Origin of the sequence: Arthrobacter antioxidans (assembly GCF_023100725.1) — a bacterium.
Lineage (GTDB): Bacteria > Actinomycetota > Actinomycetes > Actinomycetales > Micrococcaceae > Arthrobacter_D > Arthrobacter_D antioxidans.
Window position 1 is genome coordinate 912,268 of record NZ_CP095501.1, and the last position, 19,547, is coordinate 931,814.

14 protein-coding genes are annotated in these 19,547 nt (G+C 69.6%); 4 read left to right on the forward strand and 10 right to left on the reverse strand.

What is annotated here, in order from left to right:
• Positions 1 to 4 precede the first annotated feature (4 nt).
• Complete coding sequence (locus MWM45_RS04320; RefSeq protein WP_247828395.1) at positions 5 to 2,722, reverse strand: alpha-amylase family glycosyl hydrolase; 2,718 nt, start codon at positions 2,720 to 2,722, stop codon at positions 5 to 7.
• Positions 2,723 to 3,008: 286 nt separating this feature from the next.
• Between MWM45_RS04320 and MWM45_RS04325 the strand changes: the two genes are divergently transcribed.
• On the forward strand, positions 3,009 to 3,221 hold the full coding sequence (locus MWM45_RS04325) for a hypothetical protein (RefSeq protein WP_247829302.1): 213 nt from the start codon (positions 3,009 to 3,011) through the stop codon (positions 3,219 to 3,221).
• On the opposite strand, the gene MWM45_RS04330 is transcribed toward MWM45_RS04325, so the two are convergent.
• On the reverse strand, positions 3,184 to 4,536 hold the full coding sequence (locus MWM45_RS04330) for an MFS transporter (protein ID WP_247828396.1): 1,353 nt from the start codon (positions 4,534 to 4,536) through the stop codon (positions 3,184 to 3,186). The genes MWM45_RS04325 and MWM45_RS04330 overlap by 38 nt on opposite strands.
• A 150-nt stretch (positions 4,537 to 4,686) precedes the next feature.
• Between MWM45_RS04330 and purH the strand changes: the two genes are divergently transcribed.
• Both purH and MWM45_RS04340 read left to right on the forward strand, forming a co-directional pair.
• Positions 4,687 to 6,288 carry a bifunctional phosphoribosylaminoimidazolecarboxamide formyltransferase/IMP cyclohydrolase gene (gene purH / locus MWM45_RS04335; protein ID WP_247828397.1) on the forward strand — a complete coding sequence of 534 codons (1,602 nt, stop codon included), beginning with the start codon at positions 4,687 to 4,689 and terminating at the stop codon, positions 6,286 to 6,288.
• A 112-nt stretch (positions 6,289 to 6,400) separates the two neighbouring features.
• Complete coding sequence (locus MWM45_RS04340) at positions 6,401 to 8,623, forward strand: NADP-dependent isocitrate dehydrogenase (RefSeq protein WP_247828398.1); 2,223 nt, start codon at positions 6,401 to 6,403, stop codon at positions 8,621 to 8,623.
• 79 nt (positions 8,624 to 8,702) lie between these two features.
• Here the strand turns inward: MWM45_RS04340 and MWM45_RS04345 are convergent, their stop codons facing one another.
• From MWM45_RS04345 to MWM45_RS04380, 8 genes are all read right to left on the reverse strand, one after another.
• A complete protein-coding gene (locus MWM45_RS04345; protein WP_247828399.1) occupies positions 8,703 to 9,782 on the reverse strand; it encodes a Gfo/Idh/MocA family protein in 1,080 nt (359 codons plus the stop codon).
• A gap of 116 nt (positions 9,783 to 9,898) precedes the next feature.
• On the reverse strand, positions 9,899 to 10,993 hold the full coding sequence (locus tag MWM45_RS04350; protein WP_418909728.1) for a substrate-binding domain-containing protein: 1,095 nt from the start codon (positions 10,991 to 10,993) through the stop codon (positions 9,899 to 9,901).
• A 69-nt stretch (positions 10,994 to 11,062) separates the two neighbouring features.
• Entirely contained in the window at positions 11,063 to 12,364 is a 1,302-nt protein-coding gene (gene mmsB, locus MWM45_RS04355; protein ID WP_247828401.1) for a multiple monosaccharide ABC transporter permease, read from the reverse strand.
• A gap of 24 nt (positions 12,365 to 12,388) precedes the next feature.
• Positions 12,389 to 13,927, reverse strand: a complete 1,539-nt coding sequence (gene mmsA / locus MWM45_RS04360; RefSeq protein WP_247828402.1) for a multiple monosaccharide ABC transporter ATP-binding protein — start codon at positions 13,925 to 13,927, stop codon at positions 12,389 to 12,391.
• 125 nt (positions 13,928 to 14,052) lie between these two features.
• The gene (locus tag MWM45_RS04365) at positions 14,053 to 15,276 is read right to left on the reverse strand and encodes an ROK family transcriptional regulator (RefSeq protein WP_247828403.1); all 1,224 of its coding nucleotides are present in this window, start codon (positions 15,274 to 15,276) and stop codon (positions 14,053 to 14,055) included.
• A 32-nt stretch (positions 15,277 to 15,308) separates the two neighbouring features.
• Positions 15,309 to 15,830: a gamma carbonic anhydrase family protein gene (locus MWM45_RS04370; RefSeq protein ID WP_247828404.1), complete on the reverse strand. Its 522-nt coding sequence runs from the start codon at positions 15,828 to 15,830 to the stop codon at positions 15,309 to 15,311.
• A gap of 41 nt (positions 15,831 to 15,871) precedes the next feature.
• Positions 15,872 to 16,732 (reverse strand): formyltetrahydrofolate deformylase, encoded by an 861-nt coding sequence (gene purU, locus MWM45_RS04375; protein ID WP_247828405.1) that lies wholly within the window; start codon positions 16,730 to 16,732, stop codon positions 15,872 to 15,874.
• The gene (locus tag MWM45_RS04380; protein WP_247829124.1) at positions 16,733 to 17,857 is read right to left on the reverse strand and encodes an FAD-dependent oxidoreductase; all 1,125 of its coding nucleotides are present in this window, start codon (positions 17,855 to 17,857) and stop codon (positions 16,733 to 16,735) included.
• A gap of 307 nt (positions 17,858 to 18,164) precedes the next feature.
• Between MWM45_RS04380 and glyA the strand changes: the two genes are divergently transcribed.
• Positions 18,165 to 19,466, forward strand: a complete 1,302-nt coding sequence (glyA, locus tag MWM45_RS04385; protein ID WP_272496059.1) for a serine hydroxymethyltransferase — start codon at positions 18,165 to 18,167, stop codon at positions 19,464 to 19,466.
• The last annotated feature ends 81 nt before the right edge of the window (positions 19,467 to 19,547 follow it).

The window sequence follows — 19,547 nt, forward strand, 5'->3', positions numbered from 1 at the left end:
GACGCTAGCGCGTGGTGATCACGTGCGTGCGGTGGTCGTACACGAAGGTCACGGGACCGCCCGCGTGCTGGAGCACGATGTTGCTGCCGTCCCGGCCGCCACCGGCACCGTAGTTCTCGGTCCAGCTGCGGTCGAGGGCCGCCTTGTACTCGTAGCTGCCGGCCTGCAGGTCCGCGACCTCGAGGATCCAGGTCTGCGAGGCGGCGTCGAAGGTCATCTGCGCCTGGTCGCACGCCGGGTCCCAGTCGCTGCCGCAGCCCAGCTCGGAATCGAGGCTCCCGGCCACGGCCACGGTGCCCGGCTGCTCGATCACCGACCCGGCCGTCACGGTCCTGGTGTCGCTCACCGATGTCCCGAGCACCGCCCGGTACCGGACCTGGGTGCCTTCGGCGAGGTCGAGCGCCGCGAGATCGTCGACGGCGGTGTAGGTCGGCGACGAGTCGTCCGTGCCGAGGGCCGTCCACGCCCCTCCGGCGATGCTGCGCTCGAGGGTCACGGCGTACTCGGAGTCCTCCGGGCTCGCCGTGGCGGTGACCTCGACGTCGCCCTGGACCTGGGTGCCCTCCGCGGGAAGGCCCATGGTCAGCCGCGGCTGCGGCACGGTGGCCGGTACCGCCGCGGACGTCCGCGTGTGGCGGGCGTTGTCGAGGACCACGGCGCGGTACTCGACGGCCGTTCCTGCGGGCAGGGTGCTCGTGTCGTGATAGACGCTGAACGGTGCGTTGTCATCCGTGCCGATGCTCGTCCACGGCGAGCCCGGGGTGCGGGCCTCGAAGGTGACCTCGTAGAACGAGGAACCTGCGACATCGGCGGCCACCCTCATGCGGCCGTTGTCCTCGGCGGCGGGTGCCGGCTGCTGCAAGCTGATCGCCGGCGCGGCCTTGGAGTGCGGGATCTTCCCCGACAGCTCGTAGACCACGGTGGACAGTGCGGGGACGGTGACGGTGAGGGTGCCGTCGGCCGCTGACTTCGCGCGCTTCGGGGCGTTACCGTGGACGAGGCCGAAGCTGCGCTTGCCGGCGTAGGTGGGGATGGCCGCGGTCTTCGGTTCGGTGCTGTTGTTCAGCGCCACCACGTACTCGCGCTGGTCCTTCGCATCGGTCCGGGAGAAGGCGTAGATGCCGGGGCCGTCCGAGGCGTACCGGTGCTGGTGGGCGCCGTTGCGCAGGGCCGGGTGCTGCGCGGTGACGTCGGCGAGGGTCGCGATGCCCCGGTACAGCGGGTGGGTCGGATCGAAGGTGTCCGTGGCGTGGGTCGCGTCGGTGCCCAGCAGGTCGTCGTCGAGGTACTCGGGGACCTGGCTCGCGAACAGCGTCTGCCGCGCGTTCTGGTCACCGCCGGGGCCCGTGAAGCCCTGCTCGTCGCCGTAGTAGATCACCGGGTTGCCGCGCGAGAAGTACATCAGTTCGTGCGCGAGGGTGTCCCGTGCCACCAGTTCGTCGTCGGCCGCTCCGGGGTTGTCGGTCGCGATGAAGCCGCCGATCCGGCCCATGTCGTGGTTCCCGAGGAAGGTCGGCAGGCTGTAGGCGTTGGAGTCCGCGTCCGTGTACCAGTCGTCGCCGGCGAAGAAGCGCTCGAGATCGGTTGCCGGTGCGCCCTGCGAGGCGTAGCCGCGGGCGGCGGCCTGGAACGGGAAGTCGAGGACCGACTGCATGCGGTTGCGCGTGGTGAACTGCGAGGTGAAGGACTTCGTGGTGTCGAAGACCTCGCCGAACATGAAGAACTCGTCCTTGCCCTGCTCCTGCGCGTAGGAGAGCACCTCGGGTCCGAACTGCTGCCAGAACTCGTCGTCGACGTGCTTCATGGTGTCGATCCGGAAGCCGTCCACGCCGAAGTCCGCGATCCACGTCTTGTAGATGTCGATCATGCCGTCCACCACCACGGGGTGTTCGGTGGAGAGGTCGTCGAGGCCGAAGAAGTCGCCGTAGAAGGAGTCCTCGCCGGCGAAGGTCGTGTCGCCGCGGTTGTGGTAGAGCGTGGGATCGTTCAGCCACTCCGGGACCTTGAGGTCCCGGTCGGCCTCCGGCACCACCGGGACGTACGGGAAGGAGGTCTCGGCGTCGAGCTCGGGGAACGTGCCCGTGCCCGCGTAGTCGCGGTCGTCGAACGCGGTGCCGGCGGCGTCGCGGTACGGCTCCTCGTCCTTGGAGATGTAGGGGGCGCGCTCCCCGGCGTCGTAGCCGATCACGTCCGCGGTGTGGTTGGTGATGATGTCGAAGTAGACCTTCATCCCCCGCGCGTGCGCGGCGTCGATGAGCGTCCTGAGGTCCTCGTTGGTGCCGAGGTGCGGATCGATCTGCGTGAAGTCGGTGATCCAGTAGCCGTGGTAGCCGGCCGAGTCGTCCTCCGGCTGCACGGCACGGTTCTTGAAGCTCGGGGTGAGCCAGATGGAGGTGGTGCCCAGGCCCTGGATGTAGTCGAGCTCCTGGAGCAGGCCCTCGAGGTCGCCGCCGTTGTAGTAGCCCTTCCGGGTGGGGTCGAAACCGGACACCGACGGATCGGGGCCGAGCCCGCCGTCGTCGTTGGCCGTGCTGCCGTTCTGGAAGCGGTCGGCCATGACGAAGTAGAAGTTCTCGTCCGTGACCGCGGAGCGCAGCGAGTGCTGGGCCGAGGCGGCGGAGGAGCCTCCGGGGTTCTTCGGGGCGGCAAGGGCGGGCGGTGCGGCGACGGAACCGGCCACAAGGGCGGTCAGCACGACGACGGTGGCGTGGCGTGGTTTCACGGGGTCTCCTTCGGGGGTCAGGCACCAGCGTGTCCGACGTCACACGGGGAGTCAATCCTCCGCGCGCAATTTACGCGAAAACTATTCCATCCGCGGTTGAGGTGGTAGTGGCCTCAGGCTACTACCGATCCGTCGAGCACCGTTGGGACCACCATGACCTTCCCCCGCCGCCCGGCCACCGCCGCCCTCACCCTGCTGGCCCTCACGGCCTGCGCCGGCACCTCCGCGACGGCCGGCCACCCCGGCCGACGCCTCGCCGTCGCCCGCCGGTTCCTCGGCCGCCGCCGTGAACATCGAGGAGCCCGCCGGCAACGGGCTGGTGGGGGAGGCGAGCGCCGACGTCACCGCCCTGATCCCCGTCAACCCGGACGCGTACACCGAGTTCGCGGACGGCGCCTGGAAGGTCGTCTCCCTCGAGGAGACCCCGGACGCGGAGCTGCCCGAGTCCTGGCCGGGGCCGTTCAGCGCAGCCGGGCGGCCTTCGTCTCGGGCGCGTTGAACGCCATGAACACGACGGCGAGCACCACGAGGCCGCCGATGAGCGCGAACGTCAGCGGCAGGCCGAGCACGGGCCACAGCAGGGTGCCGAAGATCAGCGGCACGAGGCCCGCGCCGATGCGGGAGATGGTCGACGCCCAGCCGAAACCGCTGCCCCGCAGTTCCGTGGGGTACAGCTCGGAGACGTAGGTGTACAGCACGGGGATCGCCACCTGCACCACGAAGCCGAAGGCCAGCAGCCAGGCCGTGGCGACGGCCGGCAGGTCGAGGGTCAGCGCGAAGACCACGAGGAGCGCGGCCGATCCCGGTCCGGTGATCGCCAGCAGCCATTTGCGGCCCACGCGTTCCACCAGCAGGGCCGCGGCGATCACGCCGAGGAAACCGACGCCCGTCATGAACGTGGTGGTGATGAATGCGATGGACTGCGCGTAGCCGGAGGCGATGAGGATGCGCGGCATCCACGTCAGCGCCCCGTAGTAGACGAGCAGGATGGTCAGGAACAGGCTCCAGGCCGTCAGGGTGATGCGCCAGTCGTAGCGCCAGAGGCCCGTGAGCTGCCCGGAGATGCTGCCGAGCGAGAGCCGGGGCGTGTCCTCGGGCTCCGGCAGGCGCCACGGGCGCTGCTCGGCGCCGGTCCTCACCACGAGGTCGTCGATCACGGCCCGGGCGTCGTCGACCCTGCCGCGCTGCACGAGGTACAGCGGCGACTCGGGCACGCCGCGGCGCACCCAGAACACGAGGAGCGCCGGCAGCACCATGACCAGCATCGCGTGCCGCCAGTCGCCGGTCTGCGCCACGATCGCCGTCGTCACCACGCCGCAGAGGAACGCGCCGATCGGCCACCACGCGTCCATCGCCGTCAGGACCCGGCCGCGCTGGCGGCGCGGCGTGAACTCGCCGACGAGCGCGTAGTCCACGGGGATGCAGCCGCCGAGGCCGAAACCGGCCAGGAACCGGAACACGCAGAACCAGACGATGTCCGGGGAGAACGCCCCGAGCACCGTGAACAGGGCGAAGACGAGCAGGGTGAGGGTGAACGCCTTCTTGCGGCCGATGATGTCCGCGACGGATCCCCACGCGAAGGCGCCGACGGCCATGCCGATCAGGTTCGACGTCGCGATCCACGCGGCCTGGCCCGAGGTGAGCCCCCAGTCGCCGATCAGCAGCGGGATCAGGTAGGCGTTGAGGGTCACGTCCCAGGCATCGAACATGAAGCCGAGGCCGCCGATGAGGAAGATCTTCCCCTGGACCTTCCAGCGCCACGGGAGGTCCTGTACCACCTGGTCGCCGGTGGGGAGTCGCGTATCGATGCTCATGGTGCCTTCGGGGAGGGTGCGGGTCCTGCGAGAACTGTACGCCAGGGGCCGTCCCTGCCCGCTCGGGCACCGTGCGTCATCCGGGGGTGCCGCGGAAGGCGCCCCTATAGACTGGAGGGCGACCCAGCGAAGCGACCTACGGAGATCTGCGTGAGCCTGCCCCACCTCGACCGTGTCCCCATCCGCCGAGCACTCATCTCGGTGTTCGACAAGACCGGCCTGGAGGAGCTGGCGCAGGGCCTGCACCGCGCGGGCGTCTCCATCGTCTCCACGGGCTCGACCGCGCAGCGCATCGCCGCCGCGGGCGTGCCCGTCACGGAGGTTTCCGAGGTGACCGGGTTCCAGGAGACCCTCGACGGCCGCGTGAAGACCCTCCACCCCAAGGTCCACGCCGGCATCCTCGCCGACCGCCGCCGCCAGGAGCACATCGACCAGCTCGCCGAGCTCGACATCGAGGCGTTCGACCTCGTGGTCGTGAACCTCTACCCCTTCGTGGAGACCGTGCGCTCGGGCGCGGAGCCCGACGCCGTCGTCGAGCAGATCGACATCGGAGGGCCGGCGATGGTGCGGTCCGCGGCGAAGAACCACCCGTCGGTCGCCGTCGTCGTCGATCCCGCACGCTACGGCGACGTGGTCGCCGCCGCGGCGGAAGGCGGCTTCGACCTCCAGGCACGACGCCGGCTGGCCGCGCTCGCCTTCGCGCACACCGCCGCGTACGACACCGCCGTCGCCTCCTGGACCGCGGAGCAGTTCGAGATCGACGAGGAGGTCAGCTGGCCCGGCTACGCGGGCCTCGCCCTCGAGCGGTCCGAGGTGCTGCGCTACGGCGAGAACCCGCACCAGCAGGCCGCGCTGTACGTCGAGAAGGGTGCCACGCCGGGCATCGCGCAGGCGGACCAGCTGCACGGCAAGGCCATGAGCTACAACAACTTCGTCGACGCGGACGCGGCCCTGCGCGCGGCCTTCGACTTCGACGAGCCCGCCGTCGCGATCATCAAGCACGCCAATCCGTGCGGCGTCGCCGTCGGATCGGCCGAGGCGGAGGACCCGATCGCCGACGCCCACGCGAAGGCCCACGCCTGCGACCCCGTCTCCGCGTTCGGCGGCGTCATCGCCGCGAACCGCGAGGTCACCGCGGGCATGGCGAGGACCGTCAAGGAGATCTTCACGGAGGTCGTGATCGCCCCGGCGTTCTCCGCCGAGGCCGTCGAGATCCTCTCCCAGAAGAAGAACATCCGGCTGCTCACCCTGCCGGAGGGCTACGGGCGGCACCCGGTGGAGTTCCGCCAGGTCTCCGGCGGAGTGCTCATGCAGATCGCCGACACGCTCCACGCCGACGGCGACGACCCCGCGGGCTGGACGCTCGCCGCAGGCGACGCCGCCGACGACGCGACGCTCGCCGACCTCGCCTTCGCCTGGAAGGCGTGCCGCGCCGCGAAGTCGAACGCCATCCTGCTCGCCCACGAGGGCGCCTCCGTGGGCGTCGGCATGGGCCAGGTCAACCGCGTCGATTCGTGCAGGCTGGCCGTGGAACGCGCCAACACCCTCGGCGGTACCGAGCGCGCCCGCGGTTCGGTGGCGGCGTCGGACGCCTTCTTCCCCTTCGCCGACGGCCTCCAGATCCTGCTCGACGCCGGTGTCCGCGCCGTGGTGCAGCCGGGCGGGTCGGTGCGCGACCAGGAAGTGATCGACGCCGCGAACGCCGCCGGCGTCACCCTCTACCTGACGGGCGCGCGCCACTTCTTCCACTGACACCGCCCGACATCCGCCGTTAGGCGGAGCCCGACGAAGCTCGGTAGGTTAGAGCCGATGGGCAACCCCCAACCACCCGCACAACGCCTGACCACCAGGGAGACGCCAACCCATGGCCAAGATCATCTACACCCATACCGACGAAGCGCCGATGCTCGCCACCTACTCGTTCCTGCCGATCGTCGAGGCGTTCGCCTCCACGGCGGGCGTCGAGGTGGAGACCCGGGACATCTCGCTGTCGGGGCGCATCATCGCCCTCTTCGGTGACCGCCTCACCGAGGACCAGCAGATGGAGGATGCGCTCGCGGAGCTCGGCGCACTGGCGAAGACGCCGGAAGCGAACATCATCAAGCTGCCGAACATCAGCGCGTCCGTCCCCCAGCTCAAGACGGTCATCGCCGAGCTCCAGGGCCAGGGCTACGCGCTGCCGGACTACCCCGACCACCCGTCGACGGACGAGGAGAAGGACGTCCGCGCCCGCTACGACAAGGTCAAGGGCAGCGCCGTGAACCCGGTCCTGCGCGAGGGCAACTCGGACCGCCGCGCCCCGGCGTCCGTCAAGAACTACGCCCGGCAGAACCCGCACAGCATGGGTGCCTGGACGCCGGAGTCACGGACCAACGTGGCACACATGACGAGCGACGACTTCCGCTCCAACGAGAAGTCCGTGGTCATCCCCGCGGACGGCACCGTCTCGGTCCGGCACGTCGCCGCCGACGGCACCGTCAGCGTGCTCAAGGACGCGTTCCCCGTGCTCGCCGGCGAGGTCGTGGACGGCACCGTGATGCGCGCCACCGCGCTCAACGAGTTCCTGAAGGCGCAGGTCGCCCGGGCGAAGCAGGAGGGCGTGCTCTTCTCGGCGCACCTGAAGGCCACCATGATGAAGGTCTCCGACCCCATCATCTTCGGCCACGTGGTCCGCGCCTTCCTGCCCGAGCTCTTCGAGAAGTACGGCGCCGAGCTTACCGCCGCCGGCCTCAGCCCGAACAACGGCCTGGCCTCGATCCTCGGCGGCCTCGACAAGCTCCCGGAGGACGTCCGCGAGGGCGTCCAGCAGGCCATCGCGCAGGGCATGGAGGACGGGCCCGCGATCGCCATGGTGGACTCGGACAAGGGCATCACCAACCTGCACGTGCCGAGCGACGTGATCGTGGACGCGTCCATGCCCGCCATGATCCGGAGCTCCGGCCACATGTGGGGGCCGGACGGCGAGGAAGCGGACACGCTCGCCGTCCTCCCGGACAGCAGCTACGCCGGCATCTACCAGGTGGTCCTCGACGACTGCCGCGCCCACGGCGCCTTCGACCCGACCACCATGGGCACCGTCCCGAACGTGGGCCTCATGGCGCAGGCCGCCGAGGAGTACGGCAGCCACGACAAGACCTTCGAGATCCAGGCCGCGGGCACGGTGCAGCTGGTCGGCGGCGACGGCACGGTGCTGATCGAGCACGACGTCGAGCCCGGCGACATCTGGCGCGCATGCCAGACCAAGGACGCCGCGATCCTCGACTGGGTGAAGCTCGCCGTGACGCGTGCGCGCGCCTCCGCGACGCCCGCCGTGTTCTGGCTCGACGAGGCCCGCGCCCACGACGCGCACCTCATCGCGAAGGTCAGGGAGTACCTGGCCGAGCACGGGACGGACGACGTCACGCTCGAGATCATGACGCCCGTCGACGCCACGGCGTTCACGCTCAAGCGCATCCGCCGGGGCGAGGACACCATCTCCGTCACGGGCAACGTGCTCCGCGACTACCTGACGGACCTGTTCCCGATCCTCGAGCTGGGCACCAGCGCCAAGATGCTCTCCGTGGTCCCCCTCATGAACGGCGGCGGCCTCTTCGAGACCGGCGCCGGCGGATCGGCTCCGAAGCACGTGCAGCAGCTCGTGAAGGAGAACCACCTCCGCTGGGACAGCCTCGGCGAGTTCCTCGCCCTGGCCGTCAGCTTCGAACACCTGGCGACGACGACGGGGAACGCCCGCGCGCAGATCCTCGCCGACACGCTGGACCGGGCGACGGGCACCTTCCTGCTCGAGAACAAGTCGCCCAGCCGCCGCGTCGGCGAGATCGACAACCGGGGGAGCCACTACTTCCTCGCCCGCTACTGGGCCGAGGAACTGGCCAGGCAGGAGCAGGACGCCGAACTCGCGGAGAGCTTCGCCCGGGTGGCCGAGGCGCTGACGGGCAACGAGGACACCATCGTGTCCGAGCTGCTCGCCGTCCAGGGCTCACCTGCGGACATCGGCGGGTACTACCACCCCGACGTCACGAAGGTGACCGAGGTGATGCGTCCGTCGGCGAAGCTGTCGGAGGTCCTGGCGATCCTCGCCCGGTAGGCACCGCTCTCGCACCGAAGCCGGTGTACCGCCTCCGCGGTGCACCGGCTTCTGCGTGTCCGGCTCGTGCGTGGACCGGTCAGGCCGCGTCGTTCGCGTAGCGGAGGCCGATCTGGGCGCGCACGCCGTCGAGCAGGCGCATCGTCCTCACCGTGTCGGCGATCGGCATGGTCGGGCTCTCCGTGAGGCCCTCCTGGATGCAGCGGGTCACCTCGCGCAGCTCGTACGTGTACCCGGCGCCGGCCTGCTCGAAATGCTCCACGCGGGCCTCGGTGTCGCCGGCCTTGATCGTCAGTTCCGTCGGGTTGTGCAGGTTCCCGCCGCCGGTCTTCAGCCAGCCCTTGGACCCGCACACGGTCGCCTGGCCGGGGCAGGAGGCGATGAACGACGACGACAGCTGGGCGTAGGCGCCGCTCCCGTAACCCAGCGTCACCGCGTTCTGCAGGTCCACGCCGTCGCTGTTCAGCGTGCCGACGGCGGACACCGAATCGGGGAAGCCGAGGGATCCCAGCGCCCAGGTGAGCGGATAGACCGTGAGGTCCAGGAGTGCGCCGCCGCCGGCCGCCGGGTCCCAGAGCCTGCTGGCCGGGTCCTCCGGGGCGGTGAAGCCGAGGTCGGCCTGCACCCACCGGATCTCGCCCAGCTCTCCGGAGTGGATGATCTCCCAGGCCCGGTTCACGCTGGGCAGGAAGCGTGTCCAGACCGCTTCCATGAGGAACAGCCCATTGTCGGCGGCGATCGCGGCGAGTTCCTCCGCCTCGGCCGCGTTGATGGTGAAGGGTTTCTCGCACAGGACGTGCTTGCCCGCCGTGAGGGCGGCCTTCGCGACGTCGTAGTGCTGGCCGTGCGGTGTGGTGATGTAGACGACGTCGACCTCGGGGTCGTCCACGAGGCGCTGGTAGCCGGCCATGCCGCCGTCGTTGCCGTAGCTGGTGGCGAATCCGAAGCGGTCCGCGAACGCGGCGGCACTGTCCGCGCTGCGGGAGCTGACCGCGTGGAGCACGGCGTCCTCGAGCAGGGCGATGTCCTGTGTGACCTTGGACGCGATACCGCCGGTGGCGATCACGCCCCACTTCAGCGGCCTGCCGGTGGCGACGACGGGACTGGGGGCTCCTGCTTCCGCGCAGGGGGGAACGATGATGCGGTGCTGTGGGTTCATGGACCCATCCTCGCCGCTGGTCGGAGCGGCGTCCATCCCCGGCGCCGGAACGACGAAGCGCCCCGGCCGTAGCCGGGGCGCAACAGGTCCTGCTGCCGGAGGATTCCGGGTGGGCGCTACTGGGTGAGCGGAGCCAGCTCCTCGTTGTCGGCGTACGCCTCCGCTGCGTTCTCCTGCGTGACGATCTGCGGCTCGAGGAGGTACGCGGGGACCGTCTTGACGCCGTTCTCGTAGGAATCGGGATCGTTGATCTCGAGTTCGTTCCCGGCCTGGAGGTCGTTGACCATCACGATCGCATGTTCCACGAGGGCACGGGTGTCCTTGTTGATCGTGGAGTACTGCTCGCCCGCCATGATCGACTTCACGGATTCGACCTCGGAGTCCTGGCCGGTGACGACGGGGATGGGCTTGCCGGCACCCTTGACCGAGGTCAGGATCGCACGGGCGAGCGTGTCATTGGGCGAGAGGACGCCGTCGAGCTCCTCGGAGCTGTAGCTGCCGGAGAGCAGGGTGTCCATGCGCCTCTGGGCGTTCTCCGCTTCCCAGCCCTGGGTGACGACCTGGTCGAAGGTCTCCTGGCCGGACACGACGACGAGGTTGCCGTTGTCGATCTCGGGCTGGAGGATGCTCATGGCGCCGTCGAAGAAGACCTTCGCATTGGCGTCGTCCGGCGAACCGGCGAACAGCTCGATGTTGTAGGGTCCCTCGGGCTTCGCGGCCTTCATGCCGTCCAGCAGGGCCTGGCCCTGGAGTTCGCCGACCTGGAAGTTGTCGTAGGCCACGTAGTAGTCCACGTTCTCCGTGTTGGTCAGGAGGCGGTCGTAGGCGATGACGGAGATGCCCGCATCCTTGGCCTGCTGGAGCTGGGTGCCGAGCTGGGCGCCGTCGATGGCACCGACGACCAGGACCTTCACGCCATTGGTGATCATGGAGCTGATCTGGTTCTGCTGCTCGGAGACGCCGCCGTTGGCGAACTGCACGTCGGGGTCGTAGCCGGCCTCGGTCAGGCCCTCGTTGAAGAGCTCCTCGGCGAGGACCCAGTTCTCCGAGGTCTTCTGCGGGAGCGCGACGCCGATGGCCGATCCTGCCTCGAACCCTGCAGCGGCGGTCTCGCCGTCGGCAGAGGGCGCCGCTTCTTCGCGGCCGCACCCGGTCAGCGTCAGTGCTGATACTGCAGCGATCGCTGCGAGGGATTTTGCGAAAGTACGCATTCTCATTCTCTTTCTCTTGCTCTTATGGACGGGGAGAGCTGTGGTTCCGGGAACCGGGTATGCCGGGTCCTAGACGTCGTGGGAGATGACCTGCTTCGTTCCGACGGCCTGCTCGGTCGGGGAGGGAGTGGGGACCTCGGTGTCGACCTTCTTGCCGCCGTCGCCTCCGCCGAACCGCCTGGTGATCAGCCCGATGATGGACGGCTTGCCCTGGCTCTTGCTGTAGACGTCGAAGGCGACGGCGATGAGCAGGACGAGGCCCTTGATGATCTGGGTGTCGTCGGCGCCGGCTCCGAGGAGTTGCAGCCCGTTGTTCAGGACGGCCATGACGAGGCCTCCGATGATGGATCCGACCACGGTCCCGACGCCACCGGTGACGGCTGCGCCGCCGATGAACACGGCAGCGATCGCATCGAGCTCCCAGCCGACGCCGTCCGACGGCCCGGAGGCGGTGGAGCGGCCGACGAAGATCATGCCGGCGAGGGCCGCGAGGATGGACATGTTCATCATGACCATGAAGTTCACGCGCTTGCCCTGCACACCGGACAGCTCGGCCGCGTGGCGGTTGCCACCGACGGCATACACGTGGCGGCCGGCGATCGTCTTGTTGGAGATGAACGCGTAGATGATGACGAGGACGCCGAGGATCAGGCCGGGGACCGGGAAGGACGTCCCGGGACGCCCCGTCGCGAAGAGGTAGGTCGCGTAGAGGATGACCGCGGAGAGCAGGACCACCTTCGTGATGGGAACCCACATGGGGGGCACCTCGGCGTTGATCTTCTCCAGCTTGCGGCGTCCCCGGACCTCGTTGTAGATCACGAAGGCCACGAGGGCGAAGCCCATCAGCAGGGTCAGGTTGTTGTAGCCGATGTTGGGACCGACCTCGGGCAGGTAGCCCGCGCCGAGCTCTCGGAAGCCCTCGGGGACCGGGACGGTGAGGGAGTTGCCCACGGACTGGTTGGCGCCGCGGAAGATGAGCATCCCGGCGAGGGTGACGATGAACGCGGGGATGCCGACATAGGCCACCCAGAAGCCCTGCCACACCCCGATGAGCGCACCGAGCGCCAGGCCGAGCACCACCCCGAGGTACCAGGGGATGCCCCAGTCGCGCATCGCGATCGCGACGACGATGCCGACGAACGCGGCGACGGAGCCGACGGAGAGGTCGATGTGCCCGGCGATGATGACCAGCACCATCCCGATCGCGAGGATGAGGATGTACGAGTTGCCGTTGAACAGGTTCATCATGTTGACGGACGTGAGCATCTTGCCGCCCGTGCGCCACTGGAAGAACAGGACGAGCGCGACCAGGGCGAAGATCATCCCGAACTGGCGGGTGTTCCCGCCGAAGATTTGCTTGAGGGAATTCATGGTGTCTTTCCTAGGGTCGACGGGTCAGGCAGATTTCCTGCTGGCGGTCATGAGTTTCATCAGGGATTCCTGGTTCGCGTTCTCGCGTTCCACCTCACCGGTGATGGCGCCCTCGAAGATCGTGTAGATCCGGTCCGAGAGGCCGAGCAGTTCGGGCAGCTCGGAGGAGATGACGATGACGCCCTTCCCCTGGTCCGCGAGTTTCTGGATGATGCCGTAGATCTCGTACTTGGCTCCCACGTCGATGCCGCGGGTGGGCTCGTCGAGGATCAGCAGTTCGGGATCGGTGAACATCCACTTCGCGAGGACCACCTTCTGCTGGTTGCCGCCCGAGAGCTTCGCGACGCCCTCGTTGACGCTCGGCGTCTTGGTGCGCAGCGACTTCCGGTACTCCTCGGCGATCCTGAACTCCTCGTCCCTGTCGACGACGAGCCCGCGCGTGATCTTCTGCAGATTCGCGGACACCGTGGTGGTCTTGATGTCGTCCAGCAGGTTGAGGCCGAGCGATTTGCGGTCCTCGGTGACGTAGGCGAGGCCGGCGTCGATCGCCTGGGGCACCGAGCGGAGCGTGATCTCCTTGCCGTCCATGACGATCTGGCCGGACTTGAAGGTGCCATAGGAGCGGCCGAAGACCGAGCGCGCGAGCTCCGTCCGCCCGGCGCCCATCAGCCCCGCGAACCCGACGATCTCGCCGCGCCGCACCTTGAAGCTCGAGTTCTTGCACACCAGGCGGTCCGGCACGGTGGGGTGTCCTACGGTCCAGTTCCGTACCTCGAAGAAGGTCTCACCGATCGTCGGGGTGTGGTCCGGGAAGCGGGACTCGAGCGAACGGCCCACCATCCCGCGGATGATGCGGTCCTCGTCGACGCCGTCCTCCTTGACGTGCAGGGTCTCGATGGACCTCCCGTCGCGGATGATCGTGATCGAGTCGGCGATCTGCTCGATCTCGTTGAGCTTGTGGGAGATCATGATGCAGCTGATGTTCTTGGACCGCAGGCCGGCCATCAGGTCCAGGAGGTGCTGCGAGTCGGACTCGTTCAGCGCCGCGGTGGGCTCGTCGAGGATGAGCAGCTTCACCGACTTGCTGAGTGCCTTGGCGATCTCGACGAGCTGCTGCTTGCCGACGCCGATGTCCTTGATCTTGGTGGTCGGGTCCTCGCTCAGGCCCACGCGGGCCATGAGCTCCAGGGTGGTCCGGTTGACATGGTCCCAGTCGATGACGCCGAAGCGGGCGGGCTCGTTGCCCAGGAAGATGTTCTCCGCGATCGAGAGCTCCGGGATCAGCGCGAGTTCCTGGTGGATGATGACGATCCCCGCGGCCTCACTCGAGCGGATGTCCTTGAACCGGACCTCTTCGCCCTGGAAGATGATGTCGCCCGAGTAGTCGCCGTACGGGTAGAGGCCCGAGAGGACCTTCATGAGGGTCGATTTCCCGGCGCCGTTCTCACCGCAGATCGCGTGGATCTCGCCTGCGCGCACCTCGATCGAGACGTCTGCGAGGGCCTTGACGCCCGGGAACTCCTTCGTGATGGAGCGCATCTCGAGGATGATGTGGTTCTTCATGGATTCTCCCGCAGTGACGGCGTTGTCTTGGTGCAGGTCCGATCACGACCCGAAAAGAATTGAACATGCCCCGGCCCTTGCAGTCAACTGTTGAACGCATGACTCCGGGAAAACAGAGGAAATCTTTAGGTTGAACCCACGAGTGCGGGGGAGAGCCCCGACTGGGCGAGGACGACGGCGGCGCCTCCGAGCGCCTCGGCGCGGTCACCGAGCGAGGACATGCAGACGGAGGTCGTCTCACCGATGATGGGCACGGCGTGGCGGGACAGCCCGCGCCGGATCGGCCCGAGGAGGATCTCGCCGAGATCGGTGAGCGGGCCGCCGACGACGATGGTCTCGGGGTTGATCAGGTTGGCCATGTGGGCGAGCGCCCGGCCGATGGCGATGCCGGCGTCGTCGATCACGCGCAGGGTCGCGGTGTCGCCGGTGAGCGCGCGGTCGATGATGCGCCGGGTGTCCACGGGTTCGCTGCCCCCGCGGCTGAGCAGTTCGATCATGGTGGAGGTCGAGGCGACGGTCTCGAGGCAGCCGCGGTTGCCGCACCGGCAGATCAGGCCGTGTTCGTTGATGGTGGTGTGCCCCAGTTCCCCGGTGATCCCGACGTTGCCGTAGAACAGCGCTCCGTTGAGGACGAGCCCGGAGCCGATGCCGGACCCCACCTTGATGAACATCAGGTTGTCCACCGCGCCGTGCGGCCCCCAGGTCACCTGCGCCAGGGCCCCCAGGTTGGCGTCGTTGTCGATGAGGACGGGCACGCCGAGCCGTTCGCTGAACGTCTCGTGGATGTTGATGCCCACCCACTCGGGCAGGATGGCCCCCTGCACCACGGTCCCGCTGCGACGGTCGATGGGGCCCGGGATGCCGATGCCGGCGCCGAGGAGCGCACCCCGGGAGATGCCGCCGTCCTCGAGCAGGGTGTCCAGGAGGTCCGCGGCGGCGGCCAGTCCGTCCTGGGCGCTGTGGCCGAGCGGGAGGGGGACGGAGGCCTCCTGCAGGACCCGGTAGTTGGGGCTCGCGAGGACGACGCGGAGGTGGCGGCGTCCGATGTCGATGCCCGCCGCGACCTGTCCGTTGTCGTTGAGGACCACGGACAGGGCCCGGCGCCCCGAGCTGGTGGTGGGCACGGTGCTGACGATCCCCGTCACGGCCATGGATTTCACGATGTTGGAGACCGTCGCCGTCGAGAGCCCCGTCTGCCGGGCGAGTTCCGCCTGGGTCCGGGGCCCGCCGCTCATGAGGGCCGCGATGACGCGATGCTGGTTCCGCTCGCGCAGGGCGGACTGGGATCCCGGTTTCGGAGGCGGGCCGCTCGGGCTCGACCTCGCCGTCGAGGGGGATTCTGCGGGCATGGGATCAAGGCTGCCGCACCCGGTGCCTGTCGTCAAGAAGTGAACGCTTCGCGGTGTTCCTGGGCGAGAGCCTTGTAGCGGTCGGCGTTGGCCTGCACGGCCCTGACCTCGTCGTCGTCGAGCTGCCTCCGCACCTTCGCCGGGACGCCGGCCACGAGCGACCGCGGCGGGACGACCGTTCCCTCGAGCACGACGGCGCCGGCGGCGACCAGCGACCCGGCGCCGATGACGGCGCCGTTCATGACCGTGGCGCTCATCCCGATGAGGCAGTCGTCCCCGATCGTGCACCCGTGCACCACGGCGCCGTGCCCCACGCTGACGCGGTCCCCGATCGTGGCGGGGAAGCCCGGGTCGGCGTGGACCACCACGTTGTCCTGGAGATTGCTCCCGTCCCCGATCGAGATCGGGGCGGTGTCGGCGCGGACGCGGGCACCGTAGAAGACGCTGGCGAACTCGCCGAGGGTCACCTCTCCGATGAGGGATGCGGTCGGCGCCGTGAAGGCCGAATCGCTGATGACGGGGGTCCTGCCGCGGAAGGGGATGAGATGTGCCATGGCGCCAGCCTAGGCGACACCCTCCCGGCGCGGGTGCTGCGTCAGTTGAAGACGATCGTGCGGCGGCCGTCGAGGAGGACGCGGTGCTCCGCATGCCACTGGACCGCCTGCACCAGCGCGCGTCCCTCCAGCTCCCGGCCGATCGACGTCAGCTGTTCGGCCGTGCGCGCATGATCCACGCGGATGACCTCCTGCTCGATGATCGGTCCCTCGTCGAGGGCCCCGGTGACGTAGTGGGCGGTCGCGCCGATCAGCTTCACGCCGCGCGCATGGGCCTGGTGGTAGGGGCGGGCACCCTTGAAGGACGGCAGGAACGAGTGGTGGATGTTGATGGCACGGCCGAGCAGCTCCTCGCAGAGCCGGTCGCTGAGGATCTGCATGTACCGCGCGAGGACCACGAGTTCGATCCCGTGCTCGTCCATCAGCGCGCGCAGCCTGTCCTCGGCGTCGTCCTTGGTCTCGGGCGTCACCGGGATGTGGTGGAACTCGACGCCGTAGAACGCGGCGAGTCCCTCGAGGTCGCGGTGGTTGGACACGATCACGGGGATGTCGATGGCGAGCGTGCCGGAGCGGTGCTGGAAGAGGAGGTCGTTGAGGCAGTGCGCGGCCTTGGACACCATGATGAGCGTCCGCGTGCGGCGTGCGGCCGGGGTCAGCGACCAGTCCATCCCGAACTCCCCGGCCACGGGCTCGAGCGCCGCGCGGAGGTCCTCCTCCGAGGCGACGGTGTCGAGTGCCACGCGCATGAAGAAGGTGCCCGTGTCAGGGCTCCCGTACTGCTGCGACTCGGTGATGTTGGCGCCCACGCCGACCAGGGCGCCCGAGACGCCGTGGACGATCCCGGGCCGGTCGGGGCAGGACAGCGTCAGGGAGAAGGAGCTGGGAGCAGCGGGGGAGGTCACCTACGCCAGATTACCGGCGGCCGCCGATTGTGACGCGATCCCGCGCAGCCGGGCCGCGGCGGCCGTCGCCGCCGCCCGCCCTGCCCGTGACGCGCCGAGCGTCGACGCCGAGGCGCCGTAGCCGACGAGCAGGAGCCGCGGTTCCTTCAGCACGTGCACACCGTCCATGACGATGCCGCCGCCGGGCTCCCGGAGGCGCAACGGTGCGAGGTGGTCCAGGGCGGCACGGAAGCCGGTGGCCCACAGCACGGCGTCGACGGGCTCCTCGGTGCCGTCCGTGAACACCGCCGATCGCTCGCGCAGCCCGGCCAGGGGGCCGCGCGACACGAGGATCCCGGCGTCGATGCCCGCCCGGTAGCCGGCCGTGAGCGGCAGGCCCGTCGCCGACACCACGCTGGCCGGCGGGAGTCCCGCACCCGTCCGGGCATCGACCGCGGCCTCGACCTCGCGGCCCCATTCGGCGTCGAACGGCCGGCGGGTGAACGACGGCGGCCGGCGGGTGGACCAGAGGGGCACGGCTCCGGCGGCGTGGAGCTGGAGGACGAACTGGACGGCGGAGGTCCCGCCGCCCACCACGAGGACGCGCCGGCCCGTGAACTCGCCGGCCGAGCGGTAGTCGTGCGTATGCAGCTGGCGTCCCTCGAAGACGTCCCGGCCGGGGTAGTGGGGCCAGTAGGGGCGGTCCCAGGTGCCGGTGGCACTGATGACGACGTCGGCCAGCCACGTGCCGTCCGGCGTGGACACGCGGAGGGGGCCGTCGCCGTCGTCGGCCTCCACGCGGAGCACCCGGACCGGCCGGAGCACGGGCAGGGCGAAGGTCCGCTCGTAGTCGCCGTAGTACCGGGTGACCACCCGGGAGGCGGGCTCCTCCGGGTCCGGCGTCCCGAGGCGCAGGCCCGGGAGGTCGTGCAGGGCGTGGGCGGCGTCGAAGGTGAGGGCGGGCCAGCGGTGCAGCCACGCGCCACCGGGAGCGGGGTTGGCGTCGAGCACCACGACGTCCCGGTGCGGGGTGAGCCCCCGGCGTGCCAGGTGGTAGGCGCTGCTGAGCCCCGCCTGGCCGGCGCCGATCACGACGACCCGGACGCGCCGGACCGGTACATCCACGTCCCGTGCCGGACCGTACATGGCGACGACCTTCCCGTTGCGGCGTCGGCCAGCGCCGAGCTGATGTTCCACTGATGCGGAACCTGTCCCGCCGTCCTCGTATTCCGGCTAGCATGGGAGCGTCGCGACTGGCGTAGGGTGGGCAACCACCAGGAAGCGGCGGGAGGTCGGGATCCCCTGCGGGGCGCCCGCGCTTCCAGTGCAGACCACGGATCGCACGCCTGGGCCGCGGGTCACGTTTCATGAGCGGCCGGGGCGCGGACTGCGGTCCCGACCCCCGCCCGCGATTCACGCTGACCCCTTGCGAGACCCAGAGAAGGATCGACCGATGACCACTTCGCCCATGGCTCCCTCCCACGCCGACTCCGTCACCAACGCCCCCCTGTCCGAGGTGGATCCGGAGATCGCCGCCGTCCTCCGGGACGAGCTCGCACGGCAGCGGGACACCCTCGAGATGATCGCCTCGGAGAACTTCGCACCGCGCGCCGTCCTCGAGGCCCAGGGCAGCGTGCTCACCAACAAGTACGCGGAGGGCTACCCCGGGCGCCGCTACTACGGCGGCTGCGAGCACGTCGACGTCGCCGAGAACCTGGCGATCGAGCGGGTCAAGGCGCTGTTCGGCGCCGAGTTCGCGAACGTCCAGCCGCACTCCGGTGCGCAGGCCAACGCGGCGGCGCTCTCGGCCATGATCAAGCCCGGCGACAGGATCATGGGGCTCTCCCTCGCGCACGGCGGCCACCTCACGCACGGCATGAAGCTGAACTTCTCGGGCAAGCTGTACGAGGTCGCGGCCTACGGCGTCGAGGAGGACACCCACCGCCTCGACATGGAGCGCGTGCGCGAGCAGGCGCTCGCCGCGAAGCCCCAGGTCATCATCGCCGGCTGGTCGGCCTACCCCCGCCACCTCGACTTCGCGGCGTTCCGCGCGATCGCCGACGAGGTCGGCGCGCTGCTCTGGACCGACATGGCGCACTTCGCGGGCCTCGTCGCCGCCGGCGTCCACCCCAGCCCCGTGCCGTACTCCGACGTCGTCACCTCCACGGTCCACAAGACCCTCGCGGGTCCCCGCTCCGGCGTGATCCTCGCCAAGCAGGAATGGGCCAAGAAGATCAACTCGAACGTCTTCCCCGGCCAGCAGGGCGGCCCGCTCATGCACGTCATCGCGGGCAAGGCCACGGCCTTCAGGATCGCCGGGTCGGCCGAGTTCAGGGAGCGCCAGGAGCGCGTCCTCGAGGGTGCGCGCATCATCGCCGAGCGCCTCACGGCGTCGGACGTCACCGAGCACGGCGTGTCGGTGCTCACGGGTGGCACGGACGTCCACCTGGTCCTCGTGGACCTGCGGCACTCCTCGCTCGACGGCCAGCAGGCCGAGGACGTGCTGCACTCGGTCGGGATCACCGTGAACCGCAACGCCGTGCCGTTCGATCCCCGTCCGCCGATGGTCACCTCGGGCCTCCGGATCGGCACCCCAGCGCTCGCGACCCGCGGCTTCGGGGCCGTCGAGTTCACGGAGGTGGGCGAGATCATCGCCGCGGCCCTCAAGCCCTCACCCGACGTCCAGGCGCTCCGCGCCCGCGTGTCCGCGCTCGCCGCCGACTTCCCGCTGTACCCGGGCCAGGAGGAGTGGTAGCCGCGGTCCCGCCCGGCGCCCTCACCTCCGAGGCCGCCGCGTCGACCGGTTACGACATCCCCGCCGGGGAATGCTGCTTCA